General features: G+C 73.1%; 13 protein-coding genes and 2 riboswitches. Of the genes, 6 read left to right on the top strand and 7 right to left on the bottom strand.

The window, feature by feature from the left end:
• The first annotated feature begins 41 nt into the window (after positions 1 to 41).
• Positions 42 to 794 (top strand): LON peptidase substrate-binding domain-containing protein, encoded by a 753-nt coding sequence (locus ABME02_RS12585; protein ID WP_353815686.1) that lies wholly within the window; start codon positions 42 to 44, stop codon positions 792 to 794.
• A complete protein-coding gene (locus tag ABME02_RS12580) occupies positions 791 to 982 on the top strand; it encodes a hypothetical protein (protein ID WP_353815685.1) in 192 nt (63 codons plus the stop codon). The genes ABME02_RS12585 and ABME02_RS12580 overlap by 4 nt, the downstream gene beginning before the upstream one ends.
• A gap of 200 nt (positions 983 to 1,182) precedes the next feature.
• On the opposite strand, the gene ABME02_RS12575 is transcribed toward ABME02_RS12580, so the two are convergent.
• A complete protein-coding gene (locus ABME02_RS12575; protein WP_353815684.1) occupies positions 1,183 to 1,812 on the bottom strand; it encodes a cation:proton antiporter in 630 nt (209 codons plus the stop codon).
• A gap of 223 nt (positions 1,813 to 2,035) precedes the next feature.
• On the opposite strand from ABME02_RS12575, the gene ABME02_RS12570 reads away from it, so the two are divergent.
• On the top strand, positions 2,036 to 3,694 hold the full coding sequence (locus ABME02_RS12570; RefSeq protein WP_353815683.1) for a VWA domain-containing protein: 1,659 nt from the start codon (positions 2,036 to 2,038) through the stop codon (positions 3,692 to 3,694).
• Positions 3,695 to 3,769: 75 nt separating this feature from the next.
• Here the strand turns inward: ABME02_RS12570 and ABME02_RS12565 are convergent, their stop codons facing one another.
• The 6 genes from ABME02_RS12565 to ABME02_RS12540 all read right to left on the bottom strand — a co-directional run bounded on the left by ABME02_RS12565 (position 3,770) and on the right by ABME02_RS12540 (position 11,476).
• Entirely contained in the window at positions 3,770 to 5,263 is a 1,494-nt protein-coding gene (locus tag ABME02_RS12565; RefSeq protein ID WP_436408268.1) for an MDR family MFS transporter, read from the bottom strand.
• Positions 5,264 to 5,520: 257 nt separating this feature from the next.
• Positions 5,521 to 6,663 (bottom strand): cysteine desulfurase family protein, encoded by a 1,143-nt coding sequence (locus ABME02_RS12560; RefSeq protein ID WP_353815682.1) that lies wholly within the window; start codon positions 6,661 to 6,663, stop codon positions 5,521 to 5,523.
• On the bottom strand, positions 6,660 to 7,523 hold the full coding sequence (gene nadC, locus ABME02_RS12555; RefSeq protein WP_353815681.1) for a carboxylating nicotinate-nucleotide diphosphorylase: 864 nt from the start codon (positions 7,521 to 7,523) through the stop codon (positions 6,660 to 6,662). The genes ABME02_RS12560 and nadC overlap by 4 nt, the downstream gene beginning before the upstream one ends.
• Complete coding sequence (locus ABME02_RS12550; protein ID WP_353815680.1) at positions 7,523 to 9,277, bottom strand: L-aspartate oxidase; 1,755 nt, start codon at positions 9,275 to 9,277, stop codon at positions 7,523 to 7,525. The genes nadC and ABME02_RS12550 overlap by 1 nt, the downstream gene beginning before the upstream one ends.
• Position 9,278: 1 nt before the next feature.
• Entirely contained in the window at positions 9,279 to 10,700 is a 1,422-nt protein-coding gene (gene nadA, locus ABME02_RS12545; protein ID WP_353815679.1) for a quinolinate synthase NadA, read from the bottom strand.
• On the bottom strand, positions 10,697 to 11,476 hold the full coding sequence (locus tag ABME02_RS12540; protein ID WP_353815678.1) for an NUDIX hydrolase: 780 nt from the start codon (positions 11,474 to 11,476) through the stop codon (positions 10,697 to 10,699). The genes nadA and ABME02_RS12540 overlap by 4 nt, the downstream gene beginning before the upstream one ends.
• Before the next feature lie 185 nt (positions 11,477 to 11,661).
• Positions 11,662 to 11,764, top strand: a riboswitch (glycine riboswitch).
• A gap of 1 nt (position 11,765) precedes the next feature.
• A riboswitch (glycine riboswitch) is annotated at positions 11,766 to 11,871 on the top strand.
• Between the two features lie 45 nt (positions 11,872 to 11,916).
• Here ABME02_RS12540 and gcvT point away from each other — a divergent pair.
• The 3 genes from gcvT (at position 11,917) to gcvP (ending at position 16,445) form a co-directional block, all read left to right on the top strand.
• Entirely contained in the window at positions 11,917 to 13,095 is a 1,179-nt protein-coding gene (gcvT, locus tag ABME02_RS12535) for a glycine cleavage system aminomethyltransferase GcvT (RefSeq protein WP_353815677.1), read from the top strand.
• A 61-nt stretch (positions 13,096 to 13,156) separates the two neighbouring features.
• Entirely contained in the window at positions 13,157 to 13,528 is a 372-nt protein-coding gene (gene gcvH, locus ABME02_RS12530) for a glycine cleavage system protein GcvH (protein ID WP_353815675.1), read from the top strand.
• A 19-nt stretch (positions 13,529 to 13,547) separates the two neighbouring features.
• Positions 13,548 to 16,445 (top strand): aminomethyl-transferring glycine dehydrogenase, encoded by a 2,898-nt coding sequence (gene gcvP, locus ABME02_RS12525; protein WP_353815674.1) that lies wholly within the window; start codon positions 13,548 to 13,550, stop codon positions 16,443 to 16,445.
• Positions 16,446 to 16,537 lie beyond the last annotated feature (92 nt).

Here is a 16,537-nt window from a genome sequence, read left to right as displayed (position 1 = left end):
GGTCCCCGCACGGCGTCACGCGCGCGTGCTTGCATGCTCGCATGGGTTCGTTCGCGATGTTCCCGCTCGGCAGCGTGCTCTTCCCGCACATGCCGCTCGCGTTGCGCGTGTTCGAACCGAGGTACCTGGTCATGATGTCGCGGATCCTGGACGCCGAGCCGAGCGAGTTCGGCGTCGTGCTGATCGAGAGTGGGCGCGAGGCCGCAGGCGCCGAGACGCAGCGGCGGTTCGGCGTCGGCACGGTGGCGCGGGTCACCGAGCTCGGTGCGACCGACGGCCACCTCGCGGTCATCGCCCGTGGAGGGCGGCGCATCGAGGTCGTCGAGTGGTTGCCCGACGACCCGCACCCCGCCGCCGTCGTCCGCGACCTGCCGGAACTCGAGTGGGACGAGAGCCTGCGGCCGCTCCTGGAGAAGGCCGAGCTCGTCGTCCGCCGCACGATCGCCCGGGCGAGCGAGTTCGTCGAGCTCCCCTGGGATGCCGACGCGGCGTTGAGCGATGAACCGTCCGTGGCTGCGTGGCAGCTCGCGGGGATCGCCCCGCTCACGCCGCTCGACCAGATGCGCCTGCTCGCCTCGACGAGCCTGCGCTCGCTGCTCACCGAGCTCGTCGAGCTCACGCTCGGTGCGCGTGAGGTGCTCACCACGTCGTGGGCGTCGACCGATGACCTGGACGCCGAGATCGCCGAGGCGCTCGACCGCGCGGACGACGATCGAGACGGCCCCCTCGACGATCCGCGCGATGACCCCGACGACGGCGAACCGCCGACGGGAGAAGAGGGGAGGGAATGGTGAGCGAGCGATGGAACCGCATCCGCTGCCCGTGGTGCGGCGAGACGGCCGCGGTGCTCGTGACGGTGGTGCCGACGATGGGCGACGCCGGCCTCGCGGTGACCGACTACCGGTGCCCGGACGGATGCCGCCTCGACGACCTGCACGACGAGATCGACGACGCGCTCGGCATCCGGCACGTGTTCGGCTGATCGACCGCCGGCCTCAGCTCGGCGCCGCACCGAACCCCTCGCCGTCGTCATCGCGCGCCTGCGCGACCACAGGGCTTGGTCGCGACGCGGCCGCCGTCCACGTGCTGCGACATCCCCACCACGTTCGCGAGGTGCGCCTTCTGCCGGTGCATCGGGGCGCGGACGGGGGCCGCCGTGTCCGCGGCCTCCCGCCGACCGGCTCAGGCCTCGCGAGCGTGCCGGGGCGCGTGCTGGTCGGCGTCGACCCGGTCATCGTCGTCGGTCGCGGTCCGCGCCGGGACCTCCGACGTCGTCTCGACGTGCTCCGCCGACGTCGTCTCGACCTGCTCCGCTGCGGCGGGAGCGGGATCCGTGTCGGCGCGCCGCTCGTCCTGTCGGGCATCGTCCGTGGCCGCGGTGTGCGGCGCCGCCGCGGGTACCGGTGCCGGAGCCGCTTCCGCGTTCGCCGGGGGCGCGTCCGCCGGGGTCGCATCCGGGTCGACCTCCATCGCGCGTCGCTCCTGCTCCGCCTGCGCGTCGCGCAGTTCGGCGGCCTGGTCGCGGTGCTCGCGGCTCGACTCGGCGAGCCGCTCGGCCTCGAGCTGCGCGCGGGCGGCGTCGGCCTCCGCGGCGCGCGCCGCGGCATCCGCCTGCATGGCCTTCGCCTCGCGCTCGCGCGCTTCGCGGTCGGTCTGCGCGGCCTGCTCGCGGATCTCCGCCGCGTGGGCGCGCTGGGCCTCGGCCCGAGCCTCGCGCCGACGACCGGCGGTCGCGATGAGCACGATCGCCGCGACCACGACCAGGAAGGCGATGACGCCCACGACGATCCAGATGGTGGTGCTGCTGTCCACGTTCGCACGTCCCTTCGTCAGTTCAGGTCACTCAAGCGCACCACGTCGGCTCGCGAACAGGGGTTGCACACGGGCGCCGCGTATGGTTCGCGCGACCGGTGGAAGGAGAATTCGCCGATCGCTCATGTTCGCCTATGCTGGCAACACCCTTCCCCCTGAACGGGGGAACCCGTTCAGACTGGGATCGGCGCCCCCCGACAGTGCCGGTCGGCTTGGAGTGTCCGTGGGACGTCATAGCGTCGCGGCTCCGGCGAAGACGCCGAGCCGCAGATTCATCCTGTCCATCGTCGCCGGAGTCGCGGTCATCGGCATCGTCGCGTCCGGCGTCTACCTGTGGGTGGGGGGTCACCTCAACCCGATCTTCGCCTCGGCCGACGAGCCGGCGTGCGAGGAGATCGAGGAGCTCTCGATCGTCGCCGACCCCTCGATCGCCCCGGCGATCGCGGAGCTCGCCGCCGACTTCGACGCCGACCCGAAGCGATGCGTCGAGACCGCGGTCCGCGCCCAGGACTCCGCCGACACCGCGGCCGAGCTCGCGTCCGGCACGCTGTCCGCCGACGCGTGGGTGCCCGACTCGACCAGCTGGCTCACGCGCACCGCGTCGACCGCCGCGTCGCTGGGCCTCGGCGAGCCCGAGGCGACCGTCGGCGATTCGGTCGCGACCTCGCCCGTCGTCTTCGCGGCACCCGCCAGCGAGGCGCAGGAGCTCGCGGCCGAGCCGGTCAGTTGGGCGCGCGTGCTGAACGGCACGCTGCCGGCGCTCCTGCCCGACCCCGAGGCATCCGCCGCAAGCCTCGCGAGCCTGTACGCCCTGAAGGGCCAGTCGTCGCCCGATGACCCGCGGCAGTTCGCCGGGGCGCTCATCGCGCTCGGCAAGTCGATCCCCGCGACGGCCGACGCCGCCATGAGCACCGTCGCGTCGGCGAGCACGCCGACCGTCGTGCTCACGAGCGAGGCGAGCGTCGCCGCGCACAACTCCGATTCCTCTGCCGCGCCGCTCGTCGCCGCCTATCCCGAAGAGGGCACGATCGCGCTCGACTACCCGTTCGTGCGCATCGGCGACGTCGATTCCGCGAACCTCGACCGCTTCGAGGCCGCGCTCGGCACGGCGACCGAGCACTTCCTGGAGGCCGGCTTCCGTGCGCCCGACGGGTCGGGCGAGGTCGACTCGCCGGGTGTCGCTGCGACCGCACCGCCGACGCAGACCGAGTTGGACGCCGCGGCGCAGATCGAGATCCTGCGTTCGTGGGGCGTCCTGACGCTGCGATCGCGCATGCTCGCCGTGATCGACGTGTCGGGCTCCATGGAGGAGCCGGCCGAGAACGGCCTCCGTCGGATCGACATCTTCCAGCAGGCCGCCGTCGGCGCCATGTCCAAGTTCTCCGGCGAGGTCGAGCTCGGCGTGTGGGTGTTCTCGACCGCGCGGAACGGCGATCTCGACTACGAGGACCTCTCGCCGATCGCGCCGCTCGCCGACGCCTCGCACACGCAGCAGATCCAGGAGATCATCGGGTCGCTGCCGGCCCGCCTCGGCGGGGCGACCGGACTCTACGACACGACCCTCGCGGCCTTCAAGCGGGTGCAGGAGTCGTACGACCCCGACAAGGTCAACTCGGTGCTCGTCATCACCGACGGCAAGAACGAGGACGAGAACGGCATCGGCCTCGACAAGCTGCTGGCCGAGCTCGAGAAGCTCGAGGACCCGACCAAGCCGGTCGCCGTCATCATGATCGGCTTCGGCCCCGACACCGACCTCGACGCCATGAAGAAGATCGCGAAGGCGACCAAGGGCGGGGCGTACTCGGCGACCAAGCCCGAGGATCTCGGCACGGTGCTCGTCGACGCGTTGTCGCAGCGCACCTGCCGCCCCGACTGCGGCTGATGTCGGATTCGACCGCACTGACGACGAAGGGCGCCCTCCTGCCGGAGGGCGCCCTTCGTCGTCTGCGGGGACCGCTCAGTGCGCGGGTGCGCCACCGGACGGCATGTCGGCCGGTCGACGAACGAGCGTCGCGCCGACGATCGCGAGCAGCGAGACGATCGCGCCCACGAGGAAGGCGTTGCGCACGCCGGCCGCCTGCGCGGCGATCTCCGCCGTGCCGCCCGCGGTCGCGCCGGCGGCGGTCGCGGTCATCACAGTGATGAAGAGCGCGGTGCCCGCCGCTCCGGCGACCTGCTGGAGCGTGCCGACGATCGCCGACCCGTGCGAGTACAGGTGCGGCTCGACGGAGCCGAGCGCCGTCGTGAACAGCGGCGTGAACATGAACGCGAGCGAGATCGAGAGCACGACGTGCGCGATGAGGATCATCCAGGGCGGCGTGGTCTCGGTGACGAGCGTCAGCGACCACAGCACCGCGCTCACGCCGATGCTCGCCGGGACGAGCAGGGGCGTCGGGCCGACCTTGTCGTACAGGCGACCGACGGTGGGTCCGAGCAGGCCCATGACCAGGCCGCCGGGAAGCACGAGGAGCCCGGTCGCGAGGGGCTCGAGGCCGAGCACGTCCTGCAGGTAGATCGGCAGCAGGATGATGGTCCCGAACAGCGCGGCCATCATCACGGCCATGAGGCCGATCGACACGGCGAAGTTGCGCGACCGGAACGTGCGCAGGTCGAGGAGGGCTCGGTCCCTGCGCTGCAGGACGAGCTGCCGGACGATGAACGCCGTGATGCCGAGCGCGCCGACCGCGAGGGCGATCCACATCGGAACGGCATCGCCGGGCGCACGGCCGCTCGCGACCTCGCCGACGAGGCTCAGTCCGTAGACCAGGCCGCCGAAGCCGAATGCGGAGAGCACGACCGAGAACACGTCGATGGGGAAGACCCGTGTCTCGCTCACGTTCTCGACCCGACGGAGGCCGATGACGAGCATCGTGACGGCGATGGGCAGCACGAGCCAGAACATGTAGCGCCAGCCGAGCGTGTTGAGGATCAGCCCCGAGATCGCCGGCCCGATGGCGGGTGCGACCGACATGACGATCGACACGCGCCCCATGAAGCGGCCGCGGTCGGCCGGGGCCACCACCGTCATGAGCGTCGTCATGAGGAGCGGCATCATGATGGCGGTGCCCGTGGCCTGGATGATGCGGCCGCCGAGCAGGACCTCGAATCCGGGCGCGAGCGCGGCGAGCAGGGTGCCCGCGGAGAACAGCGTCATCGCGGCACCGAAGATCGGCCGCGTCGGGAAGCGCTGGAGCAGGAAGCCCGTGATCGGGATCACGACGGCCATCGTCAGCATGAACGCCGTCGTCAGCCACTGTGCGGCCGACAGCGTCACGCCGAGGTCGTCGACGAGCTCTGGGATCGCGACGCTCATGATGGTCTCGTTGAGGAAGACCGTGAACGTCGCGGCGAGGAGGAGCCAGATCACGCGGGTGTTGCGCGCGCCGTGCTCGGGGCGGGCGGCGACGATGTGCTGGTCGATGGCGCGGTCGGCGGCTTCGGCGTCGGCCACGGCGTCGACGCCGTGGTGGTGGGCCACCCTGATCGAGTCGGTGTCTGGTGCGGATCGTTCGCTCACGGTGCGTCCTGTCGTCTCTGCGTCTCGTCGTTGCTCGGCTCGGCGGGCGCGCGGCGGTGCCGCTCCGCGCCGGGCGAACGAGGAATGCAACCCGCCGGCGCGAGTGCGCTATTCCCGATCCGGACGATGCATGCAGGCGCATGCATTCGACCTGGTTCCCCCGACCGGCGCGGCGACGTCGCTCGGCCCGGTCAGGGGACGATACCGCGCACCGCCGACACCGCGTCGGCGAGGGCCTCCGCCGCGATCGCGGCATCCGCCTCGGCCACGTCGCCGCCGAAGGAGAACCGCACGGCCGTCAGGGCGACCTCGGGTGCGAAGCCCATCGCGGTCAGGACGTGCGAGGGCTCGTCGCTGCCCGCCGCGCATGCCGACCCGCTCGAGACGACGACCCCGCGCCGCTCGAGCTCGAGCAGCACGGCCTCGCCGCCCGTCCCTGGGAAGACGTACGACACGGTGCCCGGCAGCCGCCGCGACGGGTGGCCCGTGAGCACGGCACCCGGTACGGACGCCGCGACGAGCTCCCGGAAGCGGGACGTCGCAGCGCCGACGCGTGCCGCGGCATCCGCCCGCTCGTCCTCGGCGAGCCGCAGGGCCGTCGCGAACGCCACCGCTCCGGCGACGTTCTCGGTGCCCGACCGGCGCCCGCGCTCCTGCCCGCCTCCGTGCAGGACGGGTTCGATCGGCAGCCGTCCGCGCACGACCAGCACGCCCGTGCCCTTCGGCGCACCGACCTTGTGTCCGGCGAGCGAGAGCGCGTCGACGCCGAGGTCGTCGATCGCGAGCGGGAGCCATCCGGCGGCCTGGACGGCGTCGGTGTGCATGAGCGCCCCGGCGGCGTGCGCGACCGCGGCGAGCTCGGGGATCGGGTTCACCGTCCCGACCTCGTTGTTCGCGAGCTGCACCGAGACGAGCGTCGTGTCGGGGCGGATGACCCGGGCCAGCGCCTCGGGCGTGGTCGAACCGGTCGCGTCGACCTCGACGTCGTCGACGTCGAACCCGTGCAGGCGCCGGAGCGCGTCCGCGGCGCCGAGCACCGCCTCGTGCTCGACTGGGGAGACGACGACGTGCCGGCCGCGCGGGTTCGCGAGTGCGAGGCCGAGCACGGCGAGGTTGTCCGCCTCGGTCCCGCCCGACGTGAAGACGACGTCGCCCGCTCGGCGTCCGACGATCGAGGCGACCGTGTCGCGCGCCCACGCGAGCGCGCGGGCGGCCTCCTCGCCGACGCCGTGCCGGCTCGACGGGTTGCCGAACGCGCCCGTGAGGTAGGGCCACATCGCCTCGAGCGCCTCGCGGCGGACGGGCGTCGTGGCGGCGTGGTCGGCGAAGATCACGCCGGGCCCGCCTCGATGACGACGTCGAGGCCGAGGTCGAGCGCACGCGCCGAGTGCGTGAGCGCGCCGACGGAGACGACGTCGACGCCCGTGGCCGCGATGTCCGCGACCGTGTCGAGGTTCACGCCTCCGGACGCCTCGACGATCGCGCGGCCGTCGATCAGCGCGACGCCCTCGCGCAGCGCGTCGAGGTCGAAGTTGTCGAGCATGATGGTGTCGGCGCCGCCGGCGAGCACGGCGGGGATCTGCTCGACCCGGTCGACCTCGACCTCGAGGTGCGCGGTGTGCGGCATCCGCTCGCGCGCGGCGCGCAGCGATTCGGCGAGGTCGGCGCCATCGGCGGTGAGCACGGCGAGGTGGTTGTCCTTGGCCATGATCGCGTCCGACAGCGAGCGTCGGTGGTTGCGCCCACCACCGTCGCGCACGGCCTGCCGTTCGAGGCTGCGCAGGCCCGGCGTCGTCTTGCGCGTGTCGACGATGCGCGCCCGAGTGCCCGCGACCGCGTCGACGTAGCGCGCGGTCAGCGTGGCGACGCCCGACATCCGCTGCACGAGGTTCAGCGCGACGCGCTCGGCACGCAGGATGCCGCGGGCCGGCCCGGCCACGCGCGCGATCACGTCGCCCGCCGCGAAGCGCGCCCCGTCTGCGACGAGCACCTCGACGGAGATCCGCGGGTCGACGAGCCGGAACGTCGCCTCGACGACGCGGGCCCCGCTGAAGACGCCGGGCTCGCGCGCGACGAGCTCGGCGGTCGCGCTCGCAGCCTCGGGGATCAGCGTCTCGCCCGTGAGGTCGCCCCACGGGGCGTCCTCGTCGAGCGCCATCAGCACGATCCGCTCGATCTCGCGGGTCTCGGTCATCAGGCGGCCTTCCGCTCGGGGGTCTCGGTGGTGGCGCGGCCGGCGGCGGGGGCCGCGGCGTCCGTGCGCGTGTGCGCGCCGACGCTCGCGGTGCGGGCGAGCGCGGCGGCGACGGTGAGTCGGGCGAGGTCGAGCAGGTTGCGGTCCTCGACGCTCCGCCGATCGACGGGGACCGGGGCGTGCCATCCGTCGAGTCGGGCGGATGCCTCGGCGAGGCCCGACGCGTCACGCTCCAGCCCGACGTGCTGCCACATCAGCTGCCGGAGCGCCTCGCGGTCGATCGGCTGGGTCCGCTGCGCGGGCTGGGTCGGCCGGCTCGGTCGGCTCGGCTGAGTCGACGCTCCGGAGGAGATTCCGGCCGACGCGCCGAGCCCGGGACCGCCACGTTCGGCGTGTCGCGGGATTCCTCCTCCCGACGGCGCGGCGGCCGCGGTGGGCGAGGCGGCCGCGGCGGGCGAGGATGCCGCGGGGGAACGCTCGGCGGCGATGGCGCGCGCGGCGCGCTCGGCGAACACCGCACCCTCGAGGAGCGAGTTCGAGGCGAGCCGGTTCGCGCCGTGGACGCCGGTGCGCGCGGCCTCGCCGACCGCCCACAGCCCGGGCAGGCTCGCGCGTCCGTCGAGGTCGGTGACGATGCCGCCCATCGCGTAGTGCGCCGCCGGGACGATCGGCACGGGCTCGCGCGACCAGTCGAAGCCCGCCGCCCGGCATGCCCGGTCGAGCGACGGGAAGCGCCGCGCGAGGAACTCCGCGCCGAGCGCGGTGGCGTCGAGGCGCACGGGTTCACCGCCCTGCTCGGACATCCGTCGCCAGACGCCCCGCGCGACGACGTCGCGCGGGGCGAGTTCGCCGCGCGGGTCGACGTCGAGCAGGAACCGGCGGCCGTCCGCGTCGCGGATCACGGCGCCCTCGCCGCGCACGGCCTCGGAGATGAGCGGCGTCCCGGGCACGGCCAGTGCGGTCGGGTGGAACTGGACGAACTCCAGGTCGGCCACCTCCGCCCCGGCGCGGGCCGCGGCCGCGACCCCGTCGCCGGTCGCGACGTCGGGGTTGGTCGTGTGGGCGTACAGCACGCCCGCGCCGCCCGTCGCGAGCACGACGGCGTCGGCCGGGAGCTCGACGACTCGTGCGGCGCCGGCGGCGACCTCCGTCGGATCGGCGGCATCCGTCGGGTCGTGGCCGTCCGTCGGTCCCGCGGCGTCAGCCGGGTCGGTGCCATCAATCGGGTCGGTGCCCTCCGCCCCGCCCTCGACGAGCACCCGCGCGCCCGTCACCGTGCCGCGCTCGACGACGAGGTCGACGAGCGTCGCGTGCTCGAGCACCCGGATGCCGCGCCGCCGGACCGTCGCGACGAGCGCCGTCTCGATCGCCGCACCGGTGGCGTCGCCGCCGGCATGCAGGATGCGGGCGCGCGAGTGCGCCGCCTCGAGTCCGCGAGCGATGCCGGACTCGTCGCGGTCGAACGCGACGCCGAAGCGGATCAGGTCCCGGATGCGGGCCGGGCCCTCCGTCGTGAGCACGTCGACCGCATCGGGGTCGCCGAGCCCGGCGCCCGCGGCGAGCGTGTCCGCGGCGTGACGGGCGGGGGCGTCGCCGGCGAAGACCGCCGCGGCGATGCCGCCCTGCGCCCACGGAGTCGAGCCCTCGCCGATCGCGGCCTTCGTCACGACGGTGACGTCGCAGCCCGCCTCGGCGGCGCGGATCGCCGTCCAGAGTCCGGCGATGCCGGAGCCGACGACGAGCACGGCGGTCATGTCAGGCCCCGGTCGCCGAGGGGGGCGGGGCGGCGGCCGAACGCGCGGCCGCGGCGTCCGTCGCCGCCGCGATCGTCGAGCCGGCGGGCACCGGCACCGAGGCCGGGGGCTTCGCCGCGAGCATGCGCTCGAGCGCGAGTCGGGCCGGTACCGCGACGTCCTCGCCGACCGAGATGCGGTTGACGACGCGACCGGCGACGAGTTCCTCGAGCACCCAGGCGAGGTAGCCGGGGTGGATGCGGTACATGGTCGAGCATGGGCAGACCACCGGGTCGAGGCAGAAGATCTCGTGCTCCGGGTGCTCGGCCGCGAGGCGCTGCACGAGGTTGATCTCGGTGCCGATCGCGAACGTCGAGCCGGCGGGCGCCCCCTGGATCGCCTTCACGATGAAGTCGGTCGAGCCCGCGGCATCCGCCGCATCGACGACCGGCATCGGGCACTCGGGGTGCACGATGACCTGCACGCCGGGGTGCTCGGCGCGGGCGCGCTCGATCTGGTCGACCGTGAAGCGCTTGTGCACCGAGCAGAAGCCGTGCCACAGGATGACCCGCGCGTCGGCGAGCTCGTCGGCCGTGTTGCCACCGAGGGCCTTCCGCGGGTTCCACATCGGCATGGCCTCGAGCGGCACGCCCATGGCCTTCGCGGTGTTGCGGCCGAGGTGCTGGTCGGGGAAGAACAGCACGCGCTGTCCGCGCTCGAACGCCTGCTCGAGCACGGTCTTCGCGTTCGACGAGGTGCAGACGATGCCGCCGTTGCGGCCCACGAAGCCCTTGAGCGCCGCCGACGAGTTCATGTAGGTCACCGGGATGACGGGCACGCGTCCGGACGCGTCGGTCGCGGCCAGGTCGCCGTAGACCTCCTCGAGCTGCTCCCAGCACTCCGCGACGCCCGACTCGTCGGCCATGTCGGCCATCGAGCAGCCCGCCGCGAGGTTCGGCAGGATCACGGCCTGGTCGGGACGCGAGAGCAGGTCGGCGGTCTCGGCCATGAAGTGCACGCCGCAGAACACGATCGCCTCGGCGTCGGGGCGCGTCATGGCCGCGTTCGCCAACTGGAACGAGTCGCCCGTGAAGTCGGCGTGCTGCACGACCTCGTCGCGCTGGTAGAAGTGGCCGAGGATGACGACCTTCTCGCCGAGCGTCGCCTTCGCGGCCCGGATGCGGTCGTGCAGCTCGGCGTCGGAGGCCTCGCGGTACTCGGCGGGAAGCGCGCCCTGGCGCGGCGACCCGGTCGGTATCACGTCGCCCATCGAGGAGCCCGGGCCGTAGCCGGCGGGGCCGGCGTCGAACTCCCACGGCCCCTTGGCGAGGTCGGGCGTGCACGTCTCGCCGGCGGCCTTCCCGGTCGTGATGAGCCGGATGGTGCGATCGACGGATGCCGCGAGGCGGACCTCGCGCTCGGGCGTGGTTGCGGTGGTGCTCATTGCGGTTCCTTGCTGTGCGTTCCGGGCCTGGTCGTGGATGCGGTGGCGGATGCCGCGTGGGGCGGCGCCGTCGGCGCCGGTGAGGGCGACGCCACGGGCGAGTGGGCGGGGTCGAAGCGGTAGAGGGCCGGCGGGCGGTGTCGCGTGCCCGCGAGCCGTTCGCCGGTGTCGATGAGGGTTCCCGACGCCTCGATCGTCCGGCGGAAGTTCGCGGGATCGAGTCGGCGCCGGAGGACGGCCTCGTGCACGCGGCGGAGCTCGGCCATCGTGAACCGCTCGCCGAGGAGCGCGTGCGCGATGCGCGAGTACACGAGCTTCGTGCGGAGGCGGCGGAGCGCGTAGTCGATGATCGCGGCGTGGTCGAAGGCGAGGTCGGGGAGGGCGTCCTCGTCGAACCAGCGGACGTTCTCATCGGAGACGGCGCGCTCGACCTCGTCGGAGTGCACGAGCGCCCAGTAGACGACCGAGACGACGCGCTCGCCGGGGGAGCGGTCGGGGTCGCCGAACGTGTAGAGCTGTTCGAGGTACTTGGGTGCGAGCCCGGTCGTCTCGTTGAGCGTTCGGGCCGCAGCGCCGTCGAGCGCCTCGCTCACGGGCAGCCATCCGCCCGGCAGCGCCCAGCGGCCGACGCCGGGCTCGCGGAGGCGCCGGACGAGCGGGATGCGCAGGCTGGCGGGGCGTTCGCGGTCGTCGGCGACGCCGTCGGCCTGGTCGGGGGCGAGGGCGAAGATGACCGTCGAGACGGCCAGGCGCGCGTGCGCGTCGTGCTGCGACATCCGTTCGCCCCTCTCGCCTGCTTAGAGTCACCGTGACGCTAAGTCGATGGAGCACAGCTTACAGTCGCCGTGACACGAACGCGAATCGCGTGACGAGGACGGTCGCGACGCGCGCGCACGGTCGCGCGCGCAGACCCGGGCGCGCGCGTTGGTAGACTGCCCCCGACAACCGCATACCGGGCCATCGACGCATCGCGGGAGAGCCGGCCGGAACCTCCGGGAACCGTTCGGCACCGAAGGAGCAAGCCTCCCCGCCAATCTCTCAGGTCGCATCACCGCGATGACGAGGCCGACTCTGAAAAGCGGATGCCGCAACGGCGGCTTCCCGCCGAAGGTGAAAGCACAGCTCCCCCGGGGCGTCGCGAAGCTCTCAGGCCCATGACAGAGGGGGAGTTCTTCCGCGGCGACCGCCGCGTGATCCGCGCGATCCTGGAGAACTCGTGACCGACGCACCCGGAACCACCGACCCCGGCACCACCGAGCGCCGCAGCCCCCTCGACGAGGTGCACCGCGCCGCGGGCGCGTCGTTCACCGACTTCGCCGGATGGCAGATGCCGGTCCGGTACTCCAGCGACCTCGCCGAGCACCACGCCGTGCGCGAGCACGCCGGCCTCTTCGACCTCTCGCACATGGGCGAGATCCTGGTCGTCGGGCCCGAGGCGTCCGACGCCCTCGACTACGCGCTCGCCGGCAAGCTGTCGGCGATCGTCGAGGGGCAGGCGAAGTACTCGCTCCTCCTCGCCCGCGACGGCGGCGTCATCGACGACCTCGTGATCTACCGCACCGGCCCCGACCGCTACATGGTCGTGGCGAACGCCGCCAACCGACACGTCGTCGCCGAGGAGCTCCGCGCGCGCACCGCGCCGTTCGAGGCCGACGTCTTCGACGAGTCCGACGACATCGCGCTCGTCGCCCTGCAGGGTCCCGACGCGCTCGAGGTGCTGCAGCAGACCCCGGGGTTCGGTATCGAGGGCCCCGGCAACGACGAGGAGGACTTCGTCGCCGCCGTCGCCGCCCTGAAGTACTACCGTGCGATCGCCGCCACGTGGGAGGGTGCGCCCGTGCTCGTCGCCCGCACCGGCTACACCGGCGAGGACGGCTTCGAGCTCTACGTCGCGCCCGAGCGCGCGAAGGCCCTGTGGGAGGCGCTCCAGGAGACCGGCGGGCCGCGCGTCGTGCCGTGCGGGCTCGCGAGCCGCGACACCCTGCGCCTCGAGGCGGGCATGCCGCTCTACGGACACGAGCTCTCTCGCGACATCTTCCCCGTGCAGGCCGGTCTCGGCCGGGTCGTCGCCCTCACCAAGGAGGGCGACTTCGTCGGCCGCGCCGCGATCGAGCAGGGCCCCGCCGACGGTGCGCCCGTGCTCGTCGGTCTCACGGCCGAGGGGCGTCGCGCGCCGCGGGCCGGCTACGCCGTGTTCGACGGCGCCGGTGAGGACGCCCGGGAAGTGGGCGAGATCACCTCCGGCGCCCTCTCGCCCACGCTCCGCCACCCCGTCGCCATGGCGTTCGTCGCGCCCGACGTGGCGGAGGCCGGCTCGCCGCTCTTCGTCGACGTCCGCGGCACGCGCGTCCCGGCATCCGTCACCTCGCTGCCCTTCTACAAGCGCGGCGCCTGACCACGAACCCGCCGGCGGCCGCGTCGCCGGACCAGCACCACACGATCACGAGGAGCACCCCATGACCGACCGCAGCGAACTGCAGTACACCGCCGAGCACGAGTGGGTGAAGGTCGACGGCGACACCGTCACCGTCGGCATCACCGACTACGCCGCCGAGAAGCTGGGCGACGTCGTCTACGTCGACCTCCCGGATGCAGGCAGCACGGTCGTCGCCGGCACCGTCGTCGGCGAGATCGAGTCGACGAAGTCGGTCGGCGAGCTGTTCGCCCCGGTCGACGGCGAGGTCGTCGAGTCCAACCAGGCCGTCGTCGACTCGCCCGAGCTCGTCAACAGCGACCCCTTCGGCGACGGATGGCTCCTGAAGCTCACCACCACGTCGCTGCCCGCCCTGCTCAGCCACGACGAGTACCGCGCCCTGACGGGCGAGTAGTCCCACCCCGAGGAAGACGATGACCACCAGCACCTCCCCGGCCTTCGACGTCGACGCCTTCGGGCGCCGGCACATCGGCACGACCCCGCGCGACCACGAGTGGATGCTCGCCGCGCTCGGCTACGACTCGCTCGACGCGCTCATGGACGCCGCCGTGCCGAGCGCCATCCGCATGCACGAGGTGCTCGACTCGGTCATCCCGGCCGCGGCGACCGAGCGCGAGGCGCTGGCCGAGCTGCGCGAGCTCGCCGACGCGAACACCGTGCGCACGTCGATGATCGGCCTCGGCTACTCGGGCACGATCACGCCGGCCGTGATCCAGCGGAACGTGCTCGAGAACCCGAGCTGGTACACGGCCTACACGCCGTACCAGCCCGAGATCTCGCAGGGCCGGCTCGAGGCGCTCATCAACTTCCAGACGATGGTCACCGACCTCACCGGGCTCGACACCGCCAACGCGTCGATGCTCGACGAGGGCACCGCCGTCGTCGAGGGCATGCTCCTGGCGCGCCGCGCCTCGAAGTCGAAGTCGAACCGCTTCGTCGTCGACGCCGACGCGCTGCCGCAGACGCACGCGCTGCTCGCGTCGCGCGCCGAGGCCGTCGGCATCGAGCTGGTCGTCGCCGACCTCGACGCGACGACGGACGTCGCCGCACTCGGCGAGCACTTCGGCGTCTTCGTGCAGTACCCGGGTGCGTCGGGTCGCGTGTGGGACCCGTCGGCGGTCATCGCCGCATCGAAGGAGCAGGGAGCGCTCGCGGTGGTCGCCGCCGACCTGCTCGCCATGGCGCTCATCACGAGCCCGGGCGAACTGGGGGCGGATGTCGCGGTCGGCACGTCGCAGCGCTTCGGCGTGCCGATGGGCTTCGGCGGCCCGCACGCCGGGTACATGGCCGTGCGGAAGGGCCTCGAGCGGCAGCTCCCCGGCCGCCTCGTGGGCGTCTCGCAGGACGCCGCGGGCCACCCCGCCTACCGGCTCAGCCTCCAGGCCCGCGAGCAGCACATCCGCCGCGAGAAGGCGACGTCGAACATCTGCACCGCGCAGGTGCTGCTCGCCGTGATGGCGTCGATGTACGCCGTGTACCACGGGCCGCGAGGCATCCGCCACATCGCGGTGACCACCGCGGCGAAGGCGACGGCGCTCGCCGACGCACTGACCGGCTTCGGGCTCACCCTCGCGCACGACGCCTACTTCGACACGATCCGCGTGCACGTGCCGGGGCTCGCCGCGAACGTCGTCGCGCGCGGACGTGAGCTCGGGTTGAACCTGTGGGAGGCCGACGAGGCGACCGTGCACGTCGCCGTCGACGAGACGACCACGGGCGCCGAGCTCTCGCTCGTGGTCGAGGCCTTCGGGTTCGACCCGCGGATCGAGGTGCCGGTCGCGCTTCGCGAGCTCCCCGCGAGCCTGCCCGAGGCGCAGCGCCGCACGTCGTCGTACCTCGAGCACCCCGTGTTCAACACGCACCAGTCCGAGACGCAGATGATGCGGTACCTCAAGACCCTCGCCGACCGCGACTACGCTCTCGACCAGGGCATGATCCCGCTCGGCTCCTGCACCATGAAGCTCAACGCGGCGACCGAGATGCAGGCCGTCACGTGGCCCGAGTTCGCGAACCTGCACCCCTTCGCGCCCGAGGCCGACGTCGTGGGCTCGCTCGGGCTCATCGAGCAGCTCGAGAGCTGGCTCGCCGAGGTCACCGGCTACGACACGGTCTCGCTGCAGCCCAACGCGGGCAGCCAGGGCGAGCTCGCGGGCCTCCTCGCCATCCGCGGCTACCACCTCGCCAACGGCGACGACCAGCGCGACGTCTGCCTGATCCCCTCGAGCGCGCACGGCACGAACGCCGCGTCGGCGGTGCTCGCGGGCATGAAGGTCGTCGTCGTCGCGACCGACGAGCTCGGCAACGTCGACCTCGACGACCTGCGCGCGAAGATCGCCGCGAACGCCGACCACATCGCGGCCCTCATGATCACCTACCCGTCGACCCACGGCGTCTACGAGCACGAGGTGAAGTCGATCACGCAGGCCGTGCACGACGCCGGCGGCCAGGTCTACATAGACGGCGCAAACCTCAACGCGCTGCTCGGCTTCGCGCGGTTCGGCGACGTCGGCGGCGACGTGTCCCACCTCAACCTGCACAAGACGTTCTGCATCCCGCACGGCGGCGGCGGCCCCGGAGTCGGACCGGTCGCGGCGAAGGCGCACCTCGCGCCGTACCTGCCCGGCCACCCGATGGCGCAGCGCGCCGACCACGCCGGCGGCGTCGAGCACGGCGGCGGGCCGGTCTCGGCCGCGCCCTACGGCAGCCCGTCGATCCTTCCGATCTCGTGGGCGTACGTCCGCATGATGGGCGCCGAGGGACTGAAGCAGGCGACCGCGACCGCGGTGCTCGCGGCGAACTACGTCGCCGCGCGCCTGCGCGACCACTTCCCGGTGCTCTACACGGGGGAGAACGGGCTCGTCGCGCACGAGTGCATCCTCGACCTGCGTCCGCTCACCGCCGAGACGGGCGTCACCGTCGACGACGTCGCGAAGCGCCTCATCGACTACGGCTTCCACGCGCCGACCATGTCGTTCCCGGTCGCGGGCACGCTCATGGTCGAGCCGACGGAGTCGGAGGACCTCGCGGAGCTCGACCGGTTCGTCGAGGCCATGATCGCGATCAAGGCCGAGGCCGACGCCGTCGGCCGCGGCGAGTGGCCGGCCGAGGACAACCCGCTGCGCAACGCCCCGCACACCGCGGAGTCCGTCATCGCGGGGGAGTGGACGCACCCCTACACGCGCGAGCAGGCGGTCTACCCGGTGCACTCCCTCGTCCGCAACAAGTACTGGGCGCCCGTGCGCCGCATCGACCAGGCGTACGGCGACCGCAACCTGGTCTGCGCGTGCCCGCCGATCGAGGCGTTCGCGTAGCGGACGCCTCGATGGGGAGCGCAGCGGCATCGCGCCGAGACGACGTCGAGGCGTTCGCGTAGCGGACTCGAGCCGGGCGTCGCGGGCGGTCG

The sequence above is a fragment of the Agromyces zhanjiangensis genome (genome assembly GCF_040496055.1).
GTDB classification, from domain to species: domain Bacteria; phylum Actinomycetota; class Actinomycetes; order Actinomycetales; family Microbacteriaceae; genus Agromyces; species Agromyces zhanjiangensis.
The sequence above is the reverse complement of the archived record's forward strand: the minus strand, read 5'-3'. Positions and strand labels throughout refer to the sequence as shown.

Bases quoted from the DNA above. Each gene is read 5' to 3' on its own strand.
- ABME02_RS12585 (WP_353815686.1), top strand. From the start codon at position 42: ATGGGTTCGTTCGCGATGTTCCCGCTCGGCAGCGTGCTCTTCCCGCAC.
- nadC (WP_353815681.1), bottom strand. From the start codon at position 7,523: ATGACCGAGACCCGCGAGATCGAGCGGATCGTGCTGATGGCGCTCGAC.
- ABME02_RS12550 (WP_353815680.1), bottom strand. From the start codon at position 9,277: ATGACCGCCGTGCTCGTCGTCGGCTCCGGCATCGCCGGACTCTGGACG.
- nadA (WP_353815679.1), bottom strand. From the start codon at position 10,700: ATGAGCACCACCGCAACCACGCCCGAGCGCGAGGTCCGCCTCGCGGCA.
- ABME02_RS12540 (WP_353815678.1), bottom strand. From the start codon at position 11,476: ATGTCGCAGCACGACGCGCACGCGCGCCTGGCCGTCTCGACGGTCATC.
- gcvH (WP_353815675.1), top strand. From the start codon at position 13,157: ATGACCGACCGCAGCGAACTGCAGTACACCGCCGAGCACGAGTGGGTG.
- gcvP (WP_353815674.1), top strand. From the start codon at position 13,548: ATGACCACCAGCACCTCCCCGGCCTTCGACGTCGACGCCTTCGGGCGC.